The sequence below is a fragment of the Pseudomonas sp. SST3 genome (genome assembly GCF_003325755.1).
The window spans coordinates 1-19546 of the sequence record NZ_QORI02000001.1 but is presented as its reverse complement, the minus strand read 5'-3'; the positions used below and the strand labels follow the sequence as shown (position 1 = coordinate 19546).

The window sequence follows — 19546 nt, the reverse complement described above, 5'->3', positions numbered from 1 at the left end:
TCCGAAAAGCAGAGCACCGAAAGGAACGATTTCACAGGCCGACGGTCGGTGGCTCGCGCATGCCCCGTTGCGCTGCTAGGCTGCTCGCCTTCTGAATACATAACCACCGTGAAGTCTGCCGTTATGTTGGGGCGCATCGTTCTCTGTCTCGGGCTGTTCTGGTTGGCCTCATCGGCCTCGGCCCTGACCATCTACAAGTACACCGACGCCAACGGCGTGGTCACCTACAGCGACCAGGCCGCACCGGGCGCGCGCGTGTTTACGTTCAATGACCGGATGGTCGAGACGCTAGACGCCCAGGTGAGGCTGGAAACCCGCAAGCACGCGGCAGGCGAGACCTTGCTGGTGCGCAACGATCTATTCGCGCCGGTGGATATCGAGCTTCAGTTGAGCGGTGTTGAAAATGCCGCCGGTGCACCGGACAAGCCGATTCGTTGGGTGTTGCCGCCGCGCAGTCAGATCCGCCTGGCGACTCTGGCGCCGCTCGATCCGAGCAAGCCGCTGAGATACACGCCCAGGCTGCGCCATGCGCTGGGTGATCCGCGCCTGCTGCCGAAACCCTACCGCTATCCGCTGCCTTGGCGAGGTGGTCCGTTCCGGCTGACTCAGGGCGCCAACGGCAAGTACAGCCACTTCACGCCCAAGGGTCGCTACGCCGCCGATATCGCCATGCCCGAAGGAACGCCGATCGTCGCGGCGCGCGGCGGCATGGTGGTGCGGATAGAGAACAGCCAGAGCGGACGCGGCAACAATCCCTCCGGCAATTTTGTGCGGATCATGCACGATGACGGCACCATGGGCGTCTACCTGCACCTGATGAAGGGGTCGGTGAAAGTTCGCGAGGGTCAGCGAATCGATACCGGGGCGCTCATCGCACGATCCGGCAATACTGGCAACAGCACCGGCCCGCATCTGCATTTCGTGGTCCAACGCAACGTTGGCCTCGCCGTCGAGTCGATTCCCTTCGACTTTTCCCAGCCAGTCAACAGCCTGCCGAACTTTGCTGTGGGTGGCGACTGAGGCTGGCGTCAAGCTTCATGCCCTGAGCGGCAGTGCCTGCCCGAGATTCATCGGTCACTTGGCTGATTGGCTTGCCACTAGTCCTGCTTCAGCACCTTGGCCAGTACGATTTTCGGGCCGCGCATTTTCTTGATGACAATCTGCAGATCCTCGGCGAACACGACTTCGTTTTCCTCTGGAACCCGCTTCAGGGTTTCGTAGATCAGGCCGGCGAGGGTATCCGCCTCGATGTGGTCGAGATCGACATTCAGCAGCCGCTCCACCTTGAAAAGCGGCGTATCGCCGCGTACCAGCAGCTTGCCTGGCTGGTAGGCGAGGATGCCGCGCTCGGTCTTGCGATGCTCGTCCTGGATATCGCCGACCAGCACCTCGAGCACATCCTCCATGGTCAGGAAACCCACCACCTTGTGGTCGCCTTCCTCCACCAACACGAAATGGGCACCACCTTGGCGGAACTGATCCAGTAGCGCATTCAGCGGCAGGTGCCGGGGCACTCTTTCCAGCGGTCGCAGCAGGGCGGTGAGGTCGAAGTGCTGCGCCAGCTGTTCGTCGCTGGCCAGGGCCAACAGCAAATCCTTGATATGCAGCAGGCCGATGTACTCGCCCTGTGCGGTATCGAACACTGGATAGCGGCTGTACTTGTGGCGGCGGATCAGGTCGAGGATATCGGCCAGCGATGCGTCATGTTCCAGCTGCAGAAGGTCTTCGCGTGAGTTGGCCCAATCGGCGACTTCCAGCTCGCTCATCTCCACGGCGGAGGCCAACACCTTGATGTCCTGATTGGCCGGGTCCAGCGCGCGGTTGGAATGCAGGATCAGCTTCAGCTCCTCGCGGCTGTAGTGATGTTCATGGTGACCCCCCGGCTCGCCCTGACCGGCGACGCGCAGGATCGCGTTGGCGCTGGCGTTGAGCAGATAAATGGCTGGGTACATGGCCCAGTAGAACAGGTACAGCGGTGCGGCCGTCCACAGCGACAACAGCTCGGGCTTGCGAATCGCCCAGGATTTCGGCGCCAGCTCGCCAACCACGATGTGCAGGTAGGAAATGATGAAGAACGCGGTGAAGAAGGCGATGCCGTGCACCACGGCCTGCGATTGCACGCCAACGGCCGCCAGCAGTGGCTCGAGCAGGTGGGCGAAGGCCGGTTCACCGACCCAGCCGAGGCCGAGGGACGCGAGCGTGATCCCTAGCTGACAGGCGGACAGGTAGGCGTCGAGCTGCGAGTGCACCTTGCGCAGGATGTGTCCTCGCCAGCCGTGTTGTTTGGCAATGGCTTCGACTTTGGTGGCGCGTAGCTTGACCATGGCGAACTCTGCAGCAACGAAAAAACCGTTGAGCAGAACCAGGAGCAGGGCAAAAAGAATCAGGCCGAAATCGGCAAAGTAGGAGGTTGCAGCGTAACTAGGGGAGGGGTCCATGAAGGTTTCGGGTAGTGGATGACGGCCCAAGAATGGGGCCGTCCCCTGGTAAATTCAAGGCGCCGATAAGGGCGTCGATCAGTGGCCAGAGCCGGAGCTCACTGCGTGGTGGCCTGAGACAGTGGGAAATGGCAGGTAAAGATGCTGCCTTTGCCCGGCGTGCTGTTAACGTCCAGACGCCCGTGATGGCGAAGCAGCACATGCTTGACGATCGCCAGACCCAGTCCGGTGCCGCCGGTATTGCTGGCGCGGCTCGAGTCGACCCGGTAGAAGCGTTCGGTAATGCGCGGCAAGTGCTTGGATTCGATGCCGATCCCCGAGTCCTCCACGGCCAGGTGCGCGCCATGCTCGCTGCACCACCAGCGGATCCGAACCTCGCCTCCGGCCGGGGTGTACTTCACCGCATTGAACACCAGGTTGGAAAAGGCGCTGCGCAGCTCGGCTTCGCTTCCCTTGAGTAGCAGGGTGGGGTCGGCTTCGAGATGGATGTCATGGTTGCGATCGGCCGACAACGCCTGGGCGTCGCTCCTAATCGACTGCAGCACGGTGGCGATGGCCACCGGTTGAGCGTTGGCTGGGGGACTGGTGGCTTCCAGCTTGGCCAGCAGCAACAGATCGTTGAGCAAATGCTGCATGCGTCCGGCCTGCTCGTTCATCTGATTCAGCGCCCGCGGCCATCGCGGTGGCATTTCATCGGTGTGTTCGAGCATGGTTTCCAGATAGCCGGAAATTACCGTCAGCGGCGTGCGCAGCTCATGGGAAACATTGGCGACGAAGTCCTTGCGCATCTGCTCCAGCTGATGAAGGCGGGAGATGTCGCGCACAACCATCAGGTGCTCACTGTTGCCGTAATGGGTGATGGTGAACTGCAGCCAGAGGCGCTCATTGACCGGTGATGCAAGCACCAGAGGCTCTTCATGACGACCGCTGTCGAAATATTCCTTGAAGCTTGGGTGGCGTATCAGATTGCCGACCGGGTGCCCGGTATCCTGTGGCTTCTTCAGACCCAGCAGGCGCTCTGCGGCGGGGTTCCACCATTCCAGATTGCCGTCGCTGTCGAGCATGACTACCGCATCTTTCAGTGCCGTAGTAGAGCCCTGAACGCGGTCGATCACCGATTGCAGCTGACCGCGCAGGCGAATGTCTCGGCGTTGCATCTGATAGAGGTTGTCGAAGATATCGCCCCACAGCCCTGTGCTGTCCGGTGGAGGGTCGTCCGGTGTGTTGCGCTTGAGCCACTGCAGCAAGCGTCGCATTTGCTGCAGCGTCCAGCTGAGATAGGCAATCAGACCCACGACCAGGGCCCAGGCGTACTCGCCAGTGATCAGGCCCAGCAGCAGGCCGCCGCCCAACAGCAGAAGCAGCTGGCGCACCAGCGCGCCTTGCCAGTTTTGGTTCACCGCTAACGCTCCTTGAGGCAGCTTGGGGCCGGCCGGAAATCATGCTGTACAACGCCGGCCAAGGCTCGGCGGTTCGGACCCTGAGTGACCGGCTGGGCGACCACATCGCCATAGCGGCCCGGAGGCGGATCGGTTCAGCTCTTGGTGGAAAAACGATAACCGGTGCCGCGCACGGTCTGCACCAGGCTTTCATAGGTGTCGCCCAGCGCCTTGCGCAGGCGGCGGATATGCACATCCACGGTGCGCTCTTCGACATACACATTGCCGCCCCAGACCTGATCTAGCAATTGCCCGCGGGTGTAGGCGCGCTCTTGGTGGGTCATGAAGAACTGCAGCAAACGGTACTCGGTAGGGCCCATGTCGGCCGGGGTGCCATCGATCGTGACGCGGTGGCTGATGGGGTCGAGCAGCAAACCACCAATCTCGATGGGCGCCTCGGTGTCATTGGGCGCTGCGCGGCGCAGCACCGCTTTCAGGCGCGCCACCAGTTCGCGCGGCGAAAACGGTTTGGTGATGTAGTCGTCGGCGCCCACTTCCAGCCCCTGGATCTTGTTGTCCTCGGCATCTTTGGCAGTGAGCATGATGATCGGTGTGTTGACGGTCATTTCGTCGCGCTTGAGGCGTCGGGCCAGCTCGATGCCGGAAGTGCCGGGGAGCATCCAGTCGAGCAGGATCAGATCTGGTTGACGATCGATGATCAGCGCGTGAGCCTGCTGCGTGTTATCTGCTTCGAGGCATTCGTAGCCGGCCATCTCCAGGGCGACCACAATCATCTCCCGGATCGGTGCTTCGTCATCGACGATCAGTATGCATTTACCGTTCATGTCCGCTCTCGGTCCGTTTCTTGTCGCTCGGCATTAGATAACGGAAATATTGCAGGGATGTTACAGAGTAGTCGGAAGCTTGACGCCTGGAGCAGGAGTAAACGCTGTCTGGCTCGGTTCTCACGGCTTCCAGCTCTTAACTCGCCTTTGTCGCGTAATCCAGAATGATTCCGGCAAGAATCGCCAGCCCCGCCCAATGATTATGCAGAAACGCTTTGAAGCAGACCTGCGGCTTGCGTGAGCGGGTTGTCCAGAATTCCCAGGCAAAGCACAGCGCTGCAATCGTCAGGCCCAGGTGGAACCACTGTCCCAGCTCGAAGCGCACGCCGGCGAGAATCAGACAGAACAGCGCCAGACCTTGCAAGGTCAGGATGATCACCCGGTCGGCTTCACCGAACAGGATCGCGGTGGATTTGATGCCGATCTTCAAATCGTCATCACGGTCGGCGATGGCGTAGTAGGTGTCGTAGCCCACGGTCCAGACCACGTTGGCGATAAACAGCAGCCAGGCTTCCGGCGGCAGCTCGCCACGCTCGGCGGTGAACGCCATTAGCATGCCCCAGGAAAAGGCCGCGCCGAGCACGACCTGGGGGTAGTAGGTGTAGCGCTTCATGAAGGGATAGAGCGCCGCGACACCGAGCGCGCCGAAGGACAGCCAGACGGTTGCCGCATTGGTGAGTAGCACCAGAACGAAACTCAGGGCGACGAGAACGGCGAACAGCGTCCAGGCTTCTTTCACTGTGATCTTGCCGGTAGCCAGCGGGCGGCTCTTGGTGCGGCTGACGTGACCGTCGAAGTTGCGATCGGCAAAGTCGTTGATGACGCAGCCGGCGGCGCGCATGAGAATTACGCCAAGGACGAAGATCACCAAATTTTTGACGCTGGGTGAGCCTTCGCCAGCGATCCACAGCGCCCAGAGGGTCGGCCATAGAAGCAGATACGTGCCGATCGGGCGATCCAGACGCATCAGCTGGATGAAATCCCAGGCGCGCGGATGCAGGCGATTGCTCGATTGCAGAAGCTTCTGATACATCGGCGGGTCTCCAAACAGTTACGGGGTGCCGGCAGGTGACGCGCAGTCTGCTCAGCCTTCAGCCATCGATCCGTGCCGCGCGCCACAGGGTCGGCAGAAACACTTCAGCCACCAGTACGCCCAGCCCCTTCTGGGTGAAGCATGAGCGTCGCGCCCACAGCTGCTCCTGACGAATCTCTTCGGGGAGCCAGGCGGCTGGATAACGACAGGCTTCCAGCGGGCCGCGAGCGAAGGCGCGGTCACTGAACAACAGCTCGCCCAGCGACCGGCTGCCGAGGCTTTGCAGGTCGAGGCCGGAGTGCTCCAGAGCACTGCGGGCCGCGACGCTACGGGCAAAAACCCAGGGTTGCAGCTGCCCGCGCAGATACACCTCGCGAACCCAGCCCTGGCTGCCGCTCGCCACGCCCAGCGCCGCGCATTCGTCATCACGCAGTGTCTGCCAGCCTTCTGCGAGCGGCAGCACACTGAAGGCGCCATCGGCGAGAAGGGTAAGGCGTCGCGTCAGCGAGCCTCTATCGACAAATAGCCAGTCGTGAAGGGCAGGATCGAGCGGAACGGAGAAGCGGTCGGCGGTCAGCCAAGTCTGGAAGTCGGGCACGAGCGATAGCGGCAGCGAAAAGAAGCGCCGAGTCTAGCATGCGGCACGAAGGCCGCTCCAAACCCGAGCCAAGGCACACCTTACGCCTGCCGTTCACGATGGATCTTATGTCCAGCCCTCCAGGCGCATGGTGGCGCGGACCAGGCGCTGCTCCTCCTGCTCGATCTCCTTGAGGTTGTCACGAATGCTGTGGATATGGTCGCGCGCGGCGCGCTGGGCCTGGTCTGGCAGCCGCTCGGTGATGGCGTGGAACAGCCGCGAGTGCTGGCGATCGATCTGCCGCTTCTGCAACGGACGGTGGTAGAGGTTGTTTACCGAGGCGAACACCGTGGACAGCATCAGATCGGTCAACGATTGCAGGGTATGAACCAGCACCGGGTTGTGTGATGCCTCGCTGACGGCCAGGTGAAAGGCATGGTCAAGCCGTGCGTGCTCTCGTGGATCAGCGCCTTCTTCGGTATGCGCGGCGAGCATTTCTTCGTAGCGCCGGCGTAGCAGAACGAAGTCGGCGTCGGTGCCGCGCAGTGCCGCCAGTCGTGCCGACTCGCCTTCCAGCAGCGCGCGGACCTCGAGCAGATCGAACAGGGTACGTGGTTGCGAGTTGAACAGGTGCATCAGCGGACTGGCGTCCTGCTCGCCGGACAGCCTGGCGACATGGGAGCCGCGACCTTGCGCGGTTTCGATGATGCCGCGCCCTCGCAGCACGCGTAGCCCTTCGCGTAAGGCCGAACGCGAGATGCCGAGCTTCTCGCACAGGCGTCGCTCCGACGGCAGGGTTTGACCGACCTTGAGCACGCCGTCGACGATCAGCCGCTCGATCCGCTCGGCAACGATATCGGCCAGCTGGCGGCGTTCCTGGGTGTTTTCGGACAGCATTAAGGGTCTCCTTTCACTGGTAGGACCAGTACGGCAAAAGTCTACCGCAATGCAGGTGAGGGTGGTTGTAGGCCTGATATATGGCTATTTCACGCCGGGATGATGAAAGCATGACGAAAGAAACTGGTAGGACCAGTGGTTTTGTCGGTGGACGATCAGGGGGTGACGAGCTAATGATGCGGCAATCCACCGCAGCTGGCCGTGCTGGCGGTGAACAATCAAGAGCACCAACTGCCCATGAATATTCTCTACGACGAACGCGTCGACGGTGAGCTGCCCAAGGTCGACAAGGCGGCATTGCTTGCCGAGTTGCAGGCCCAGCTGCCTGGCTTGGACATCCTCCACCGCGGGGAAGATCTCAAACCCTACGAATGCGATGGCCTGTCTGCCTACCGCACCACGCCGATGCTGGTAGTGCTGCCCGAGCGTATCGAACAGGTCGAAACGCTGCTGAAGATTGCCCACAAGCGCGGCGTGCCGGTCGTCGCTCGCGGCGCCGGTACCGGGTTGTCCGGCGGTGCGCTGCCGTTGGAGCAGGGCATCCTGCTGGTGATGGCGCGCTTCAACAAGATTCTCGAAGTCGACCCGGCTGGTCGCTTCGCCCGTGTTCAGCCCGGCGTTCGCAACCTGGCTATTTCCCAGGCCGCGGCGCCCTATGACCTCTACTACGCGCCCGATCCTTCGTCGCAGATCGCCTGCTCGATCGGCGGCAACGTCGCCGAAAACGCTGGCGGTGTGCACTGCCTGAAATACGGCCTGACCGTGCACAACCTGCTCAAGGTCGAAATTCTTACCGTCGAGGGCGAGCGCATGGTGCTCGGCTCCGACGCGCTGGATTCACCGGGCTTCGACCTGCTGGCGCTGTTCACCGGCTCCGAAGGCATGCTCGGCATCGTCACTGAAGTGACGGTCAAGCTGCTACCCAAGCCGCAGGTGGCGCGGGTACTGCTGGCCGCGTTCGACTCGGTGGAAAAGGCCGGTCGCGCGGTGGGTGACATCATCGCCGCGGGCATCATTCCCGGTGGCCTGGAAATGATGGACAACCTGTCGATCCGTGCCGCCGAAGATTTCATTCATGCCGGCTATCCGGTGGACGCCGAGGCGATCCTGCTCTGTGAGCTGGACGGCGTCGAAGCCGATGTGGTCGATGACTGCGCGCGCGTCAGCGAGGTGTTGAAACTGGCCGGTGCCACCGAAGTGCGCCAGGCGCGCGACGAAGCCGAGCGAGTGAAATTCTGGGCCGGGCGCAAGAACGCCTTCCCGGCAGTCGGGCGGATATCACCGGACTACTACTGCATGGACGGGACTATCCCGCGCCGCGAATTGCCAGGCGTGCTCAAGGGGATTTCCGATCTGTCCGAAGAATACGGCCTGCGCGTGGCCAATGTGTTCCACGCCGGCGACGGCAACATGCATCCGCTGATCCTCTTCGACGCCAACACCGAAGGCGAGCTGGAACGCGCCGAGGCGCTGGGCGGCAAGATTCTCGAGCTGTGTGTGAAAGTCGGCGGCTCCATTACCGGCGAGCACGGCGTTGGCCGCGAGAAGATCAATCAGATGTGCGCGCAGTTCAACGCCGACGAGCTGACCCTGTTCCACGCCGTGAAGGCGGCCTTCGATCCGAGTGGCCTGCTCAATCCCGGCAAGAATATTCCCACGCTGCACCGCTGCGCCGAATTCGGCGGCATGCACGTGCACGGCGGGCAGTTGCCCTTCCCCGAACTGGAGCGCTTCTGATGACGGTTTCCTTCGACGACAGCAAGCAGCTGCTCGAGCAGGTCAACCAGGCGTTGGCCAGCAATACCCCACTGCGCATTCAGGGCGGCGGCAGCAAGGCGTTTCTCGGCCGTCCGGTCGAGGGCACGCTGCTGGACATCCGCAGCCACCGCGGCATCGTCAGCTATGACCCGACAGAGCTGGTGGTCACCGTTCGTGCCGGTACGCCATTGGCGGAGCTGGAGGCGGCTCTCGACGAGGCTGGGCAGATGCTGCCCTGCGAGCCGCCGCACTTCGGGCCGGGCGCCACCGTCGGCGGTATGATCGCCGCGGGCCTGTCCGGACCGCGTCGGCCCTGGTCCGGCTCGGTACGCGATTTCGTCTTGGGCTCGCGAGTGATCACTGGACACGGCAAGCATCTGCGCTTCGGCGGCGAGGTGATGAAGAACGTCGCCGGCTACGACCTATCCCGGCTGATGGCTGGCAGCTTCGGCTGTCTCGGCGTGCTCACCGAAGTCTCGCTCAAAGTGCTGCCCAAGCCACGTCTGTGCCGCAGTCTGCGGGTCGAGATGAGCGTCGATCGGGCGCTGCTCAAACTCGCCGAATGGGGCCAGCAGCCCGTGCCGATCACCGCCGCCAGCCATGATGGCCGTGCGCTGCATCTGCGTCTCGAGGGCGGCGAAGGCTCGGTCAATGCCGCCTGTGAGCGTATCGGTGGCGAAGCCCTCGATGGCGGGTATTGGCAGGACCTGCGTGAACAGCGCCTGGGCTTCTTCGCCGATGCACGGCCGCTGTGGCGGTTGACGCTGCCGACCAATACGGCCGAACTGGCGTTGCCCGGCGTACAGCTGATCGACTGGGGCGGTGCTCAGCGCTGGCTGAAGTCCGATGCCGATGCGCAGGCCATTCGCGGCATTGCCGCTGAAGTCGGCGGCCACGCCATCTGCTTCACCGCTAGCGCTTGCGCTAGTCCGTTCCAGCCATTGGGCGAGCCGCTGCTGCGCTATCACCGCCAGCTGAAGACGCAACTCGATCCGCAGGGGATCTTCAACCCCGGCCGAATGTATTCCGAGGTCTAGGTCGTGCTCAGCGCGACTGGCCGCTGCGACGCTGTGCCAGAAGGTGCAAGACGAGGCGTGAGGAGAGAAGTTTGGTGATTCAAATGAGCGACGAACAACGATGGATTGCGCCCTCTGGCGCATGTCCCGAAGGGTTGGCGCGAAGCGCCAACGCAAAGAGCCATTCGTGTTGAGAACGACCTAATTATGCAAACCAATCTCAGCGAAGCCGCGAAAAAACTGCCGCGTGCCGAGGAAGCCGAAAGCATCCTCCGTTCCTGCGTGCACTGTGGCTTCTGCAATGCGACCTGCCCGACCTACCAGTTGCTCGGCGACGAGCTGGACGGCCCGCGCGGACGCATCTATTTGATGAAGCAGATGTTCGAGGGCGGCGAAGTCACCGAGAGCACCCAGACCCACCTGGATCGCTGCCTGACCTGCCGCAACTGCGAAACCACGTGCCCATCCGGCGTGCAGTATCACAACCTGCTGGATATCGGCCGGGACTTCATGGAGCAACAGGTCCAACGCTCCGCCGGCGAGCGTCTGCTGCGCACTGGGTTGCGTACCGTGATCCCGCGTCCTGGCCTGTTCAAGGCGTTGCTCGGTACCGGCAACGCGCTGCGCCCGCTGATGCCTGCGACGCTGAAATCGCACATGCCGCGCCAGGTCACCCCGGCCAAGCCGCGGCCTCAGGTGATGCATGCGCGCCGTGTGCTGATGCTGGAGGGTTGTGTGCAGCCGAGCCTGTCGCCGAACACCAATGCGGCCACTGCGCGGGTGCTCGATCGTCTTGGTATCAGTGTTTCCACTGCCCGTGAAGCAGGTTGCTGCGGCGCCGTGGACTATCACCTGAACGCCCAGCAAGCCGGCCTGGACCGTGCCCGCCGCAACATCGACGCCTGGTGGCCCGCCATCGAAGGCGGCGCCGAAGCCATCGTGCAGACCGCTAGCGGTTGCGGTGCCTTCATCAAGGACTATGGTCACCTGTTGCGCGACGATCCGGCTTATGCGACCAAGGCCGCTCGGGTCAGTGCGCTGGCCAAGGACCTGGTGGAAGTGCTGCGCAGCGCCGAACTGGAGCGTCTTCGCGTCAAGGCCGACAAGCGCATGGCGTTCCATTGTCCATGCACGCTGCAGCACGCACAAAAGCTCGGCGGTGCGGTCGAAGACGTGCTCACCCGGCTGGGCTTTCAGCTCACTGCGGTCCCGGATGCGCATCTTTGCTGCGGTTCTGCCGGCAGCTACTCGATCACCCAGCCAGAGCTTTCCAAGCAGTTGCGCGACAACAAGCTTACCGCCTTGGAAAGCGGCAAGCCGGAAGTCATCGTCACTGCCAACATCGGCTGCCAGACGCACCTCGATGGTGCCGGGCGGACGCCGGTACGGCACTGGATCGAGGTCGTCGAGGAGGCGATGCAGTAAGCCCGAACCCGTAGGAGCGAGAGACCGCAGGTCGCGAATAACCGCAGCTCGGTGTCGCATCGATTCGTCAGCAAGCTCGTTCCGACAAACCCTATGCGCCGTGACGCAAACCATTCGACAGGAGAGAACATGAAAACCAAAGCGGTACTGACCCAGACTGAAGTCACCACCATTCTCGCCGCCGCGCGTACCGAAGCGCAGAACAACGGCTGGGCCGTCACCATCGTCGTCGCCGATGACGGCGGCCACCCGCTGGCGCTGGAGCGTCTTGACGGCTGCGCGCCGATCGCCTCCTACATCGCAACAGAGAAGGCCCGTAGCGCGGCTGTCGGTCGCCGCGAAACCAAGGGTTACGAGGACATGGTCAATGGCGGGCGTAACGCGTTTCTGTCCGCTCCGGTGGTTTGCTCGCTGGAAGGTGGCGTGCCGGTGATCGTCGATGGCAGCGTGATCGGGTCGGTCGGCGTATCCGGCGTGACCGCCACACAGGACGCGCAGGTAGCCAAGGCCGGTGCCGCGGCCATCGGCAACTGACAGACGAATTTCAGGAGAAGAGAACATGACCGAGCGCGTAACCCTGGGCCGTTTGCAAGTGGCGGCCAATCTGCATCGTTTTGTCGAAGACGAAGTCCTGCCGGGCTCCGGCGTTGAATCGTCGACCTTCTGGAGCGGCTTCGATCAGCTGGTCCACGACCTGGCGCCGAAGAACCGTGCCCTGCTCGCCGAGCGTGATCGCCTGCAGGTGGAGCTGGACAACTGGCACCGCAGCAATCCTGGCCCGATCAGCGACATGCCGGCCTACCGCGCCTTCCTCGAGTCCATCGGCTATTTGCTGCCTGAGCCGGCCGACGTGAAGATCAGCACCAGCAACGTCGACAGCGAAATCGCCAGCCAGGCCGGCCCGCAGCTGGTCGTACCGATCGGCAACGCCCGTTACGCGCTGAACGCCGCCAACGCCCGCTGGGGCTCGCTGTACGATGCACTCTACGGCACCGATGCCATCAGCGAAGAGAACGGCGCGCAGAAGGGCCCGGGTTACAACGAAGTACGTGGCGCCAAGGTCATCGGCTTTGCACGCAACTTCCTCGATCAGGCCGCGCCGCTCGCCGAAGGCAGCCATGCCGATGCGGTCAGCTACCGCGTACAGGATGGCCAGCTCAAGGTCACCCTGGAGAACGGCAACGCTACCGGCCTGGCGCAGCCAGAGAAATTCATCGGCCATCAGGGTGAAGCGGTCGAGCCGACGGCGATCCTGCTGAAGAACAACGGCCTGCACGTTGAAATCCAGATCGATCCGAACAGCCCGATCGGGCAGACCGACGCCGCTGGCGTCAAGGATCTGCTGATCGAAGCGGCTATCACCACCATCATGGATTGCGAAGACTCGACAGCCGCGGTCGATGCCGACGACAAGGTGCTGGTCTACCGCAACTGGCTCGGCCTGATGAAGGGCGACCTGGCCGAAGATCTGGAGAAGGGCGGCAAGCGCATCACCCGTCGCCTCAACGCCGATCGCGAATACACCGCAGCGGACGGTTCGAACCTGACCCTGCACGGCCGCTCGCTGCTGTTCATCCGCAACGTGGGTCACCTGATGACCAACCCGGCGATCATCGACGGCGACGGGCATGAGATTCCCGAAGGGATTCTGGATGGCGTGATCACCAGTCTGATCGCCAAGCACGACCTGCAGCGTAAGGGCAACTCGCGCACCGGCAGCGTCTACATCGTAAAACCCAAGATGCACGGTCCTGCCGAAGTCGCTTTCGCTAATGAGCTGTTTGGCCGCGTTGAAGACCTAATCGGCCTGCCACGCCACACCCTCAAGGTTGGCATCATGGACGAGGAGCGCCGTACCAGCGTCAACCTCAAAGCCTGCATCGGTTCGGCGAAGAATCGTGTGGCCTTCATCAACACGGGCTTCCTCGATCGCACCGGCGACGAGATGCACACCATCATGGAAGCCGGCGCCGTACTGCGTAAGGGCGACATGAAAGGCACCGCATGGATCCAGGCCTACGAGCGCAACAATGTGCTGGTCGGGCTGAACTGCGGCCTGCGTGGCAAGGCGCAGATCGGCAAGGGCATGTGGGCCATGCCGGACCTGATGGCTGCCATGCTCGAGCAGAAAATCGCGCATCCCAAGGCCGGTGCCAACACTGCCTGGGTACCGTCGCCAACTGGCGCCACGCTGCACGCATTGCACTACCACCAAGTGGACGTGCAAGCGGTGCAAGCCGAGCTCGAGAAGATCGATCTGGCCAGCGAGCGCGAGCAGCTGACCAACGATCTGTTGACCATCCCGGTTGCGCCGGAGCGCAACTGGTCGGCCGAGGCGATCCAGCAGGAACTGGACAACAACTGCCAGGGCATCCTCGGTTATGTGGTGCGTTGGGTCGAGCAGGGCGTCGGCTGCTCCAAGGTGCCGGATATCCACGATGTCGGCCTGATGGAAGACCGCGCCACGCTGCGTATCTCCAGCCAGCATCTGGCCAACTGGCTGCGTCATGGTGTGGTCGACGAAGCGCAGGTCCGCGAGACCCTGGAGCGTATGGCCAAGGTCGTGGATCAGCAGAACTCGGGTGATCCGGTTTATCGTCCGATGGCGGCTGACTATGCACAGTCCGCTGCCTTCCAGGCCGCGTGCGACCTGGTCTTCAAGGGGCGCGAGCAGCCGAGCGGCTACACCGAGCCGTTGCTGCATGCTTGGCGCCAGCGCTTCAAGCAGCAAAACGGACTTTGAGGGTATTCAGAAGATTGCTGATGGCTGGCCCAGGTCGGCCATTAGCGTAGATTGCAAGCCCCGGGCGCCTGATCGCGCTCGGGGCTTTCGAGCATGGGGGGCGGGTCGGCGTAACGGTCGATCAGCACCTTTGGATGTCATGAAACTATGGCATTCATGCGGGGCGCCGGGGCTTCCCGGGATAAAGAAGTGGTTCACAACAAAAAACAAGGAACCCAACAATGAGTCAGACACTGCTGTCCATACTGGCCTTCGTGCCGCTGGTGTTGGCGGGCGTTCTACTGATCGGCTTTCGCTGGCCGGCCAAGTTCGCCATGCCACTGGTTTTCATACTTACCGCGCTGATCGGCCTGCTGGCTTGGGACATGACCTTCAACCGGGTCCTGGCTTCCACGCTGCAAGGGTTGATCCTCACCGCCGCGATCCTCTGGATCATCTTCGGTGCGATCCTTCTCCTCAACACGCTCAAACACTCGGGTGGCATCGCCTCGATTCGTCGCGGCTTCGCCAATGTCAGTCCTGACAAACGCGTTCAGGTACTGATCGTTGCCTGGCTGTTCGGCTGCTTCATCGAAGGGGCCTCGGGCTTCGGCACGCCGGCAGCGGTCGCCGCGCCACTGCTGGTAGCGCTGGGCTTCCCCGCCCTGGCTGCCGTCGTGCTGGGCATGATGGTGCAATCCACACCCGTGTCCTTCGGCGCGGTGGGTACACCGATTCTGGTTGGTGTGGCCGGTGGCCTGGATCAGGCGACTCTCGGCGGCCAACTGGCCGCGGTGGGCAGTAACTGGGAGACGTTCTTCCATCTGATCTTCTCGCGTGTCGCCATCATCCACGCGTTGTGCGGCATCCTGATGCCACTGATCATGATCAGCATCATGACCCGCTTCTTCGGGCGCAACCGCTCTTGGAGCGAAGGCCTGAGCATGGCGCCATTCGCCATCTTTACCGGTCTGGCGTTCGTCATCCCTTACGCCGCTGCCGGAGTGTTCCTCGGCCCGGAGTTCCCGTCGATGATCGGCGCGCTGGTCGGTCTGGCCATCGTCGTACCGGCGGCCAAGGCAGGCTTCCTGCTGCCGAAGGACAGCTGGGATTTCGCCCCGGCCAGCGAATGGCCGGTGGAGTGGATGGGCAAGATCGAGATGAAGATCGACGACGTCGCCGGTCGCACACCGATCTCCGTGCCGATGGCCTGGGCACCTTATCTGCTGTTGGCGGTATTCCTGGTCATGTCGCGGATCTTCCCGCAGCTCAAGGCCGCATTGATGTCGGTGAGCTTCGGCTGGAAGGACATCCTCGGTGAAACCGGTGTGTCCGGTACGCTGGAGCCTTTGTATCTGCCAGGCGGGATTCTCTGCATGGTGGTGCTGGTGACCTTCTTCCTGCACCGCATGCAGGCGCGCCAGCTGGTGGCGGCAATTTCCGAGTCGAGCAAAACATTGCTGGGCGCCGGTTTCGTGCTGATCTTCACCATCCCGATGGTGCGTATCCTGATCAACTCCGGCGTCAACGAGTCTGATCTGGTGTCTATGCCGGTGGCTATGGCCCAGCTGGTAGCCAACAGCGTAGGCAGCGTGTACCCGTTCTTCTCGCCTGCTGTCGGCGCGTTGGGTGCCTTCATTGCCGGTTCCAACACCGTGTCCAACCTGATGCTGTCGCAGTTCCAGTACAACACTGCCGGGCTGTTGGGGATTTCTGGCGCGCTGATGGTGGCCCTGCAATCGGTGGGTGCGGCGGCCGGTAACATGATTGCCATTCACAACGTGGTGGCGGCCTCGGCGACGGTCGGTCTGCTGGGTCGCGAAGGCATCACGCTACGCAAGACCATGCTGCCGACCCTGTACTACCTCATACTGGCCGGTAGCATCGGCATGATCGGCTTCTATGTAATGGGCATTACCGATCCGCTGGTGGGAACCGCTACCGCCAGCTAATCGGCGTAAGTGGTCCCGGACGGGCGGCTCAGGCCGCCCGTTTTGTTTATCTCCACTTATATTTGGCACCAGAGCGCGAGGATTTGGCGGACCTCGCTGTTCTGGTATGGCGTGCAGCGCATTCGATAGCGATCGAGGTGGGCAATGAAGAAATGGCAATGCGTAGTCTGCGGATTCATCTATGACGAGGCCGAGGGTTGGCCGGACGATGGGATCGCGCCGGGAACTCGTTGGGAGGACGTGCCAGAGGACTGGCTGTGTCCTGACTGCGGTGTCGGCAAGATGGACTTCGAGATGATCGCGATAGGTTGATATGAACGAATCGAAGAACAAAAGCGCACCGGCGGCTCCCCTGGTCATCATCGGTACCGGGCTGGCGGGCTACAACCTCGCGCGGGAATTCCGCAAGCTCGACAGCGAAACGCCACTCTTGCTGATCACAGCCGATGACGGCCGCTCCTATTCGAAGCCGATGCTGTCCACCGGCTTCGCCATGAACAAAGAGGCCGACGGGCTGGGCATGGCAATGGCGGGACCGATGGCCATTCAGCTCAACGCCGAGATTCGCACCCATACGAGGGTGACGCGTCTCGATCCGGAGAATCGTCGCGTGTGGATCGGCAACGAGCCAGTGCCTTACCGCGACCTGGTGATCGCCTGGGGCGCACAGACCATCCAGGTGCCGGTTGCCGGGGATGCCCAGGACGCGATCTTTCCAATCAACGATCTGCTGGACTACGGTCGCTTCCGCGAGGCCGCCCGAGGCAAGCGCCGGGTGTTGATCGTCGGTGCCGGGCTGATCGGCTGTGAATTTGCCAATGATCTGCTGCACGGCGGCTACGAGGTTGAACTGGTCGCGCCGTGCGAGCAGATCATGCCTTCGCTGCTGCCGGTAGAGGCTGCAGCGGCAGTTCAGCGTGGGTTGGAGTCGCTGGGTGCGCGCTTCCATCTGGGGCCGGTGCTGGAGCGTCTGGATCGGCATGACGAGGGGCTGCAAGCGCAGCTGTCGGACGGTCAGAGGCTGAACTGCGATCTGGTGGTGAGCGCCGTCGGTCTACGTCCGCGCACCGAACTCGCCGAGGCGGCAGGCTTGGCAGTCAATCGCGGGATAAGCGTTGACCGGCAATTGCGGACCTCGGCCGAGCATGTCTATGCCCTCGGAGATTGCGCCGAGGTGGGTGGGTTGAACCTGCTTTACGTGATGCCATTGATGAGCGGCGTGCGCGCGCTGTCGCGGACCCTCACCGGCAAGCCGACTTCGGTTACCTACGGCCCGATGCCGATCACCGTAAAAACCCCAGTGTGTCCGCTGGTGGTATCGCCGCCCGCTGCCGGCAGCGAGGGAAGCTGGAGCGTAGAAGGCGAGGGCAACGATATCAAGGCGCTGTTCCGCGCCGCGGACGGCAGCCTGTTGGGTTATGCATTGACCGGGACGGCGGTGCAGGAGCGTCTGGCCTTGAATAAGCAGCTACCGCCGGTATTGGCGGAACTGCCTCAGGTTCTGTCGTTAAAGTCTCAAGAATGATCCGGTAAAGCGCCGGCGGGGGCTGGCGTGAGTGCTAGCAGCGTGCCATGCTCCCTGTGGCGCTGCCGCAGTGTAGAGCTGTTGCAGCGCGTCGGAACGCTGTTCGGAGAACAGCGAACAAAAACAATAAAGTCTTAGAGGCTACCCATGCGCAAACCGGAACTCGCAGCCGCCATCGCCGACAAGGCCGATCTCACCAAGGATCAGGCCAACCGTGTACTCAACGCCGTACTCGATGAGATCACCAACGCGCTCAACCGCAAGGACAGCGTAACCCTGGTTGGTTTCGGCACCTTCGTTCAGCGTCATCGAGGTGCTCGTACGGGTAAAAATCCTCAAACCGGTGAGCCCGTCACCATCAAGGCCAGCAACACCGTGGCTTTCAAGCCGGGAAAGATGTTGAAAGACGCGATCAATTAAAATCGCGCCGCCCGGGGCCGCCCAGGCTCCGGGTCAGCCTGACTGTGCGGTCCATTCCAGACCCCTCTGTTTTGCTGCTTCCGCCGCTCAGACCAGCCGTTACAATGCCGCTTTTCCCGCTAACGGTCGGCCATCATGAAATTTCGCTTTCTTCTCTGGATGCTTGGTCGCTTGATGACCAAGGCCAGCCGCACCAACCCTGACTTCCAGAAGCAACTCGGCGATAAAGACCTGACCTTCCAGCTGCATACGCTCGACGGCAAAGTCGCGCGGCATTACGTGGTCAAGGATCAACGCGTGACCAGTCACGGCGGCCCCGCCACCGAGCCGGCGTTTGCGATCGGTTTCAAGGACAGCGCATACGGATTCGCCACCATGAACGCCAAGAACAAGCAGCTGGCCTTTATGCAGGGCATCCAGAACAAAGACGTCCAGATCCAGGGCAATCCGGCGTTGGTAATGTGGTTCCAGGGGCTGACCAAATATCTAAAGCCGCGCAAGAAGAAGCTTGAGGCGGCGTGATTCGCTGGTGACGACCTGAGGCGCCGTAAGGCAGGCACAGTTGGCAGGGTTGGACGACCCATTCAATTTTATAGCTAGATTAGCTTCCAGCTGCGGGTGGCGGCGCTCGCCAGGGTATGAGAGCGCTATAGTCACAGGGTTTACCAGCTGCCATAAGGGATACCGAACTTCTTCACATAACGTTTGGATACTTCGGGTTGCGGATAGTAGTTGCCGCCGGACTTTCCAAGGTGCGGTCCTAGTGGTTCTATCTCTGCCTTGCCGCGAGCAACTTTTATCGCATCACCACAGCTATCCACTATCCAAACTTGAACAACCCCGCCCGGGGCCAGCCCTAAGTAGGCCGCGGCCATATATCGCGCAGTCCGCTCGGGTGCTTGGGGGCAGCGTCGGTGCGTGGAGTTGTGCATGATCTTCCTGGCTTCTTCAGGAATTTCTATCCAGGCTCGATAGGTTTGTGATTCAACTACGGACTGCCAGCGGACGTAGATACGTTTTGGGAGGTCCGCGCCGACAACCCCTCTTATGTTTCCGCCGACCCCTCCGACCCAACCTCTAGCAGTTTCGGTTGAGTATCCGGGGTTTCCATTGCCAATAATCCCGCCACTGCCGTGGTCAAAGAGCTTACCGTTGATATCTTCGACAACGCTTGATTCGACCCAGCCGGTCATATAGTTCGGCCCAAAGAACTCTAAGCTCCACCAGCGATTCTTCGGGTCGTGCTTTGCTGACAACGGTTCTGCCTGGCAGCCGTAAAGAGCGATTAGGCCCAAGAAGGCAAGAAAAGCTCTCATCATAATAAGGTCCAATCGGGTACATGAGGATGTTGTCGGCGGATGCCATCGGGGGTGGGAGCGTTGATATACAACAGACTAAACCCGCCGGGCGACCAGTTTTTAACAGGCTTATTCCAGTGTGCCGAAACATGAATGTAATGTGTAAGCGTCCAGCCAACTCACCTTCCGAACTCCAGCATTAAGGGCGATGGTGTCCGCGTTTTTTAAGCGGACGCGATAGCCCTTATCGCCGGGATTTCC

The 19546-nt window shown here is 61.9% G+C and carries 18 protein-coding genes; 11 read left to right on the top strand and 7 right to left on the bottom strand.

Going from position 1 to position 19546, the window contains the following annotated elements; genetic code table 11:
- Positions 1-123: 123 nt before the first annotated feature.
- Complete coding sequence (locus DQ405_RS00090; RefSeq protein WP_168422709.1) at positions 124-1020, top strand: peptidoglycan DD-metalloendopeptidase family protein; 897 nt, start codon at positions 124-126, stop codon at positions 1018-1020.
- A 77-nt stretch (positions 1021-1097) separates the two neighbouring features.
- Here the strand turns inward: DQ405_RS00090 and DQ405_RS00085 are convergent, their stop codons facing one another.
- From DQ405_RS00085 to glcC, 6 genes are all read right to left on the bottom strand, one after another.
- On the bottom strand, positions 1098-2438 hold the full coding sequence (locus DQ405_RS00085) for a hemolysin family protein (RefSeq protein ID WP_168422361.1): 1341 nt from the start codon (positions 2436-2438) through the stop codon (positions 1098-1100).
- Positions 2439-2536: 98 nt separating this feature from the next.
- Positions 2537-3838: a phosphate regulon sensor histidine kinase PhoR gene (phoR, locus tag DQ405_RS00080; protein WP_168422360.1), complete on the bottom strand. Its 1302-nt coding sequence runs from the start codon at positions 3836-3838 to the stop codon at positions 2537-2539.
- Positions 3839-3972: 134 nt separating this feature from the next.
- Entirely contained in the window at positions 3973-4662 is a 690-nt protein-coding gene (gene phoB / locus DQ405_RS00075; RefSeq protein ID WP_168422359.1) for a phosphate regulon transcriptional regulator PhoB, read from the bottom strand.
- A 136-nt stretch (positions 4663-4798) separates the two neighbouring features.
- Positions 4799-5695, bottom strand: coding sequence for a 4-hydroxybenzoate octaprenyltransferase (gene ubiA, locus DQ405_RS00070; RefSeq protein WP_168422358.1), 897 nt, complete (start codon positions 5693-5695; stop codon positions 4799-4801).
- Positions 5696-5753: 58 nt separating this feature from the next.
- Entirely contained in the window at positions 5754-6293 is a 540-nt protein-coding gene (locus tag DQ405_RS00065; RefSeq protein ID WP_342030385.1) for a chorismate lyase, read from the bottom strand.
- 105 nt (positions 6294-6398) lie between these two features.
- Positions 6399-7169 carry a transcriptional regulator GlcC gene (gene glcC, locus DQ405_RS00060; protein ID WP_168422357.1) on the bottom strand — a complete coding sequence of 257 codons (771 nt, stop codon included), beginning with the start codon at positions 7167-7169 and terminating at the stop codon, positions 6399-6401.
- 237 nt (positions 7170-7406) lie between these two features.
- On the opposite strand from glcC, the gene glcD reads away from it, so the two are divergent.
- The 10 genes from glcD to DQ405_RS00010 all read left to right on the top strand — a co-directional run bounded on the left by glcD (position 7407) and on the right by DQ405_RS00010 (position 18509).
- Positions 7407-8906, top strand: a complete 1500-nt coding sequence (gene glcD, locus DQ405_RS00055; protein ID WP_168422356.1) for a glycolate oxidase subunit GlcD — start codon at positions 7407-7409, stop codon at positions 8904-8906.
- Positions 8906-9964: a glycolate oxidase subunit GlcE gene (gene glcE / locus DQ405_RS00050; RefSeq protein WP_168422355.1), complete on the top strand. Its 1059-nt coding sequence runs from the start codon at positions 8906-8908 to the stop codon at positions 9962-9964. Before glcD ends, glcE begins: the two co-directional genes overlap by 1 nt.
- A 186-nt stretch (positions 9965-10150) precedes the next feature.
- Entirely contained in the window at positions 10151-11368 is a 1218-nt protein-coding gene (gene glcF / locus DQ405_RS00045) for a glycolate oxidase subunit GlcF (RefSeq protein WP_168422354.1), read from the top strand.
- Between the two features lie 129 nt (positions 11369-11497).
- Entirely contained in the window at positions 11498-11902 is a 405-nt protein-coding gene (locus DQ405_RS00040) for a heme-binding protein (protein ID WP_168422353.1), read from the top strand.
- 25 nt (positions 11903-11927) lie between these two features.
- Complete coding sequence (locus DQ405_RS00035) at positions 11928-14111, top strand: malate synthase G (protein ID WP_168422352.1); 2184 nt, start codon at positions 11928-11930, stop codon at positions 14109-14111.
- 221 nt (positions 14112-14332) lie between these two features.
- Complete coding sequence (locus tag DQ405_RS00030) at positions 14333-16042, top strand: L-lactate permease (RefSeq protein ID WP_168422351.1); 1710 nt, start codon at positions 14333-14335, stop codon at positions 16040-16042.
- A 144-nt stretch (positions 16043-16186) separates the two neighbouring features.
- The gene (locus DQ405_RS00025) at positions 16187-16354 is read left to right on the top strand and encodes a rubredoxin (protein ID WP_168422350.1); all 168 of its coding nucleotides are present in this window, start codon (positions 16187-16189) and stop codon (positions 16352-16354) included.
- Between the two features lies 1 nt (position 16355).
- A complete protein-coding gene (locus DQ405_RS00020) occupies positions 16356-17567 on the top strand; it encodes an NAD(P)/FAD-dependent oxidoreductase (protein ID WP_168422349.1) in 1212 nt (403 codons plus the stop codon).
- Positions 17568-17714: 147 nt separating this feature from the next.
- Positions 17715-17987: an HU family DNA-binding protein gene (locus DQ405_RS00015; RefSeq protein ID WP_168422348.1), complete on the top strand. Its 273-nt coding sequence runs from the start codon at positions 17715-17717 to the stop codon at positions 17985-17987.
- A gap of 135 nt (positions 17988-18122) precedes the next feature.
- Positions 18123-18509, top strand: coding sequence for a helicase (locus DQ405_RS00010; protein WP_168422347.1), 387 nt, complete (start codon positions 18123-18125; stop codon positions 18507-18509).
- A 140-nt stretch (positions 18510-18649) separates the two neighbouring features.
- Here the strand turns inward: DQ405_RS00010 and DQ405_RS00005 are convergent, their stop codons facing one another.
- Positions 18650-19303 carry a DUF2931 family protein gene (locus tag DQ405_RS00005; protein ID WP_168422707.1) on the bottom strand — a complete coding sequence of 218 codons (654 nt, stop codon included), beginning with the start codon at positions 19301-19303 and terminating at the stop codon, positions 18650-18652.
- Positions 19304-19546: the final 243 nt, after the last annotated feature.

Excerpts from the sequence above, each read along its gene's own strand:
- DQ405_RS00090 (WP_168422709.1), top strand. The coding sequence starts at position 124 with ATGTTGGGGCGCATCGTTCTCTGTCTCGGGCTGTTCTGGTTGGCCTCA.
- DQ405_RS00085 (WP_168422361.1), bottom strand. The coding sequence starts at position 2,438 with ATGGACCCCTCCCCTAGTTACGCTGCAACCTCCTACTTTGCCGATTTC.
- phoB (WP_168422359.1), bottom strand. The coding sequence starts at position 4,662 with ATGAACGGTAAATGCATACTGATCGTCGATGACGAAGCACCGATCCGG.
- ubiA (WP_168422358.1), bottom strand. The coding sequence starts at position 5,695 with ATGTATCAGAAGCTTCTGCAATCGAGCAATCGCCTGCATCCGCGCGCC.
- glcC (WP_168422357.1), bottom strand. The coding sequence starts at position 7,169 with ATGCTGTCCGAAAACACCCAGGAACGCCGCCAGCTGGCCGATATCGTT.
- glcD (WP_168422356.1), top strand. The coding sequence starts at position 7,407 with ATGAATATTCTCTACGACGAACGCGTCGACGGTGAGCTGCCCAAGGTC.
- glcE (WP_168422355.1), top strand. The coding sequence starts at position 8,906 with ATGACGGTTTCCTTCGACGACAGCAAGCAGCTGCTCGAGCAGGTCAAC.
- glcF (WP_168422354.1), top strand. The coding sequence starts at position 10,151 with ATGCAAACCAATCTCAGCGAAGCCGCGAAAAAACTGCCGCGTGCCGAG.
- DQ405_RS00040 (WP_168422353.1), top strand. The coding sequence starts at position 11,498 with ATGAAAACCAAAGCGGTACTGACCCAGACTGAAGTCACCACCATTCTC.
- DQ405_RS00035 (WP_168422352.1), top strand. The coding sequence starts at position 11,928 with ATGACCGAGCGCGTAACCCTGGGCCGTTTGCAAGTGGCGGCCAATCTG.
- DQ405_RS00030 (WP_168422351.1), top strand. The coding sequence starts at position 14,333 with ATGAGTCAGACACTGCTGTCCATACTGGCCTTCGTGCCGCTGGTGTTG.
- DQ405_RS00025 (WP_168422350.1), top strand. The coding sequence starts at position 16,187 with ATGAAGAAATGGCAATGCGTAGTCTGCGGATTCATCTATGACGAGGCC.
- DQ405_RS00020 (WP_168422349.1), top strand. The coding sequence starts at position 16,356 with ATGAACGAATCGAAGAACAAAAGCGCACCGGCGGCTCCCCTGGTCATC.
- DQ405_RS00015 (WP_168422348.1), top strand. The coding sequence starts at position 17,715 with ATGCGCAAACCGGAACTCGCAGCCGCCATCGCCGACAAGGCCGATCTC.
- DQ405_RS00010 (WP_168422347.1), top strand. The coding sequence starts at position 18,123 with ATGAAATTTCGCTTTCTTCTCTGGATGCTTGGTCGCTTGATGACCAAG.
- DQ405_RS00005 (WP_168422707.1), bottom strand. The coding sequence starts at position 19,303 with ATGAGAGCTTTTCTTGCCTTCTTGGGCCTAATCGCTCTTTACGGCTGC.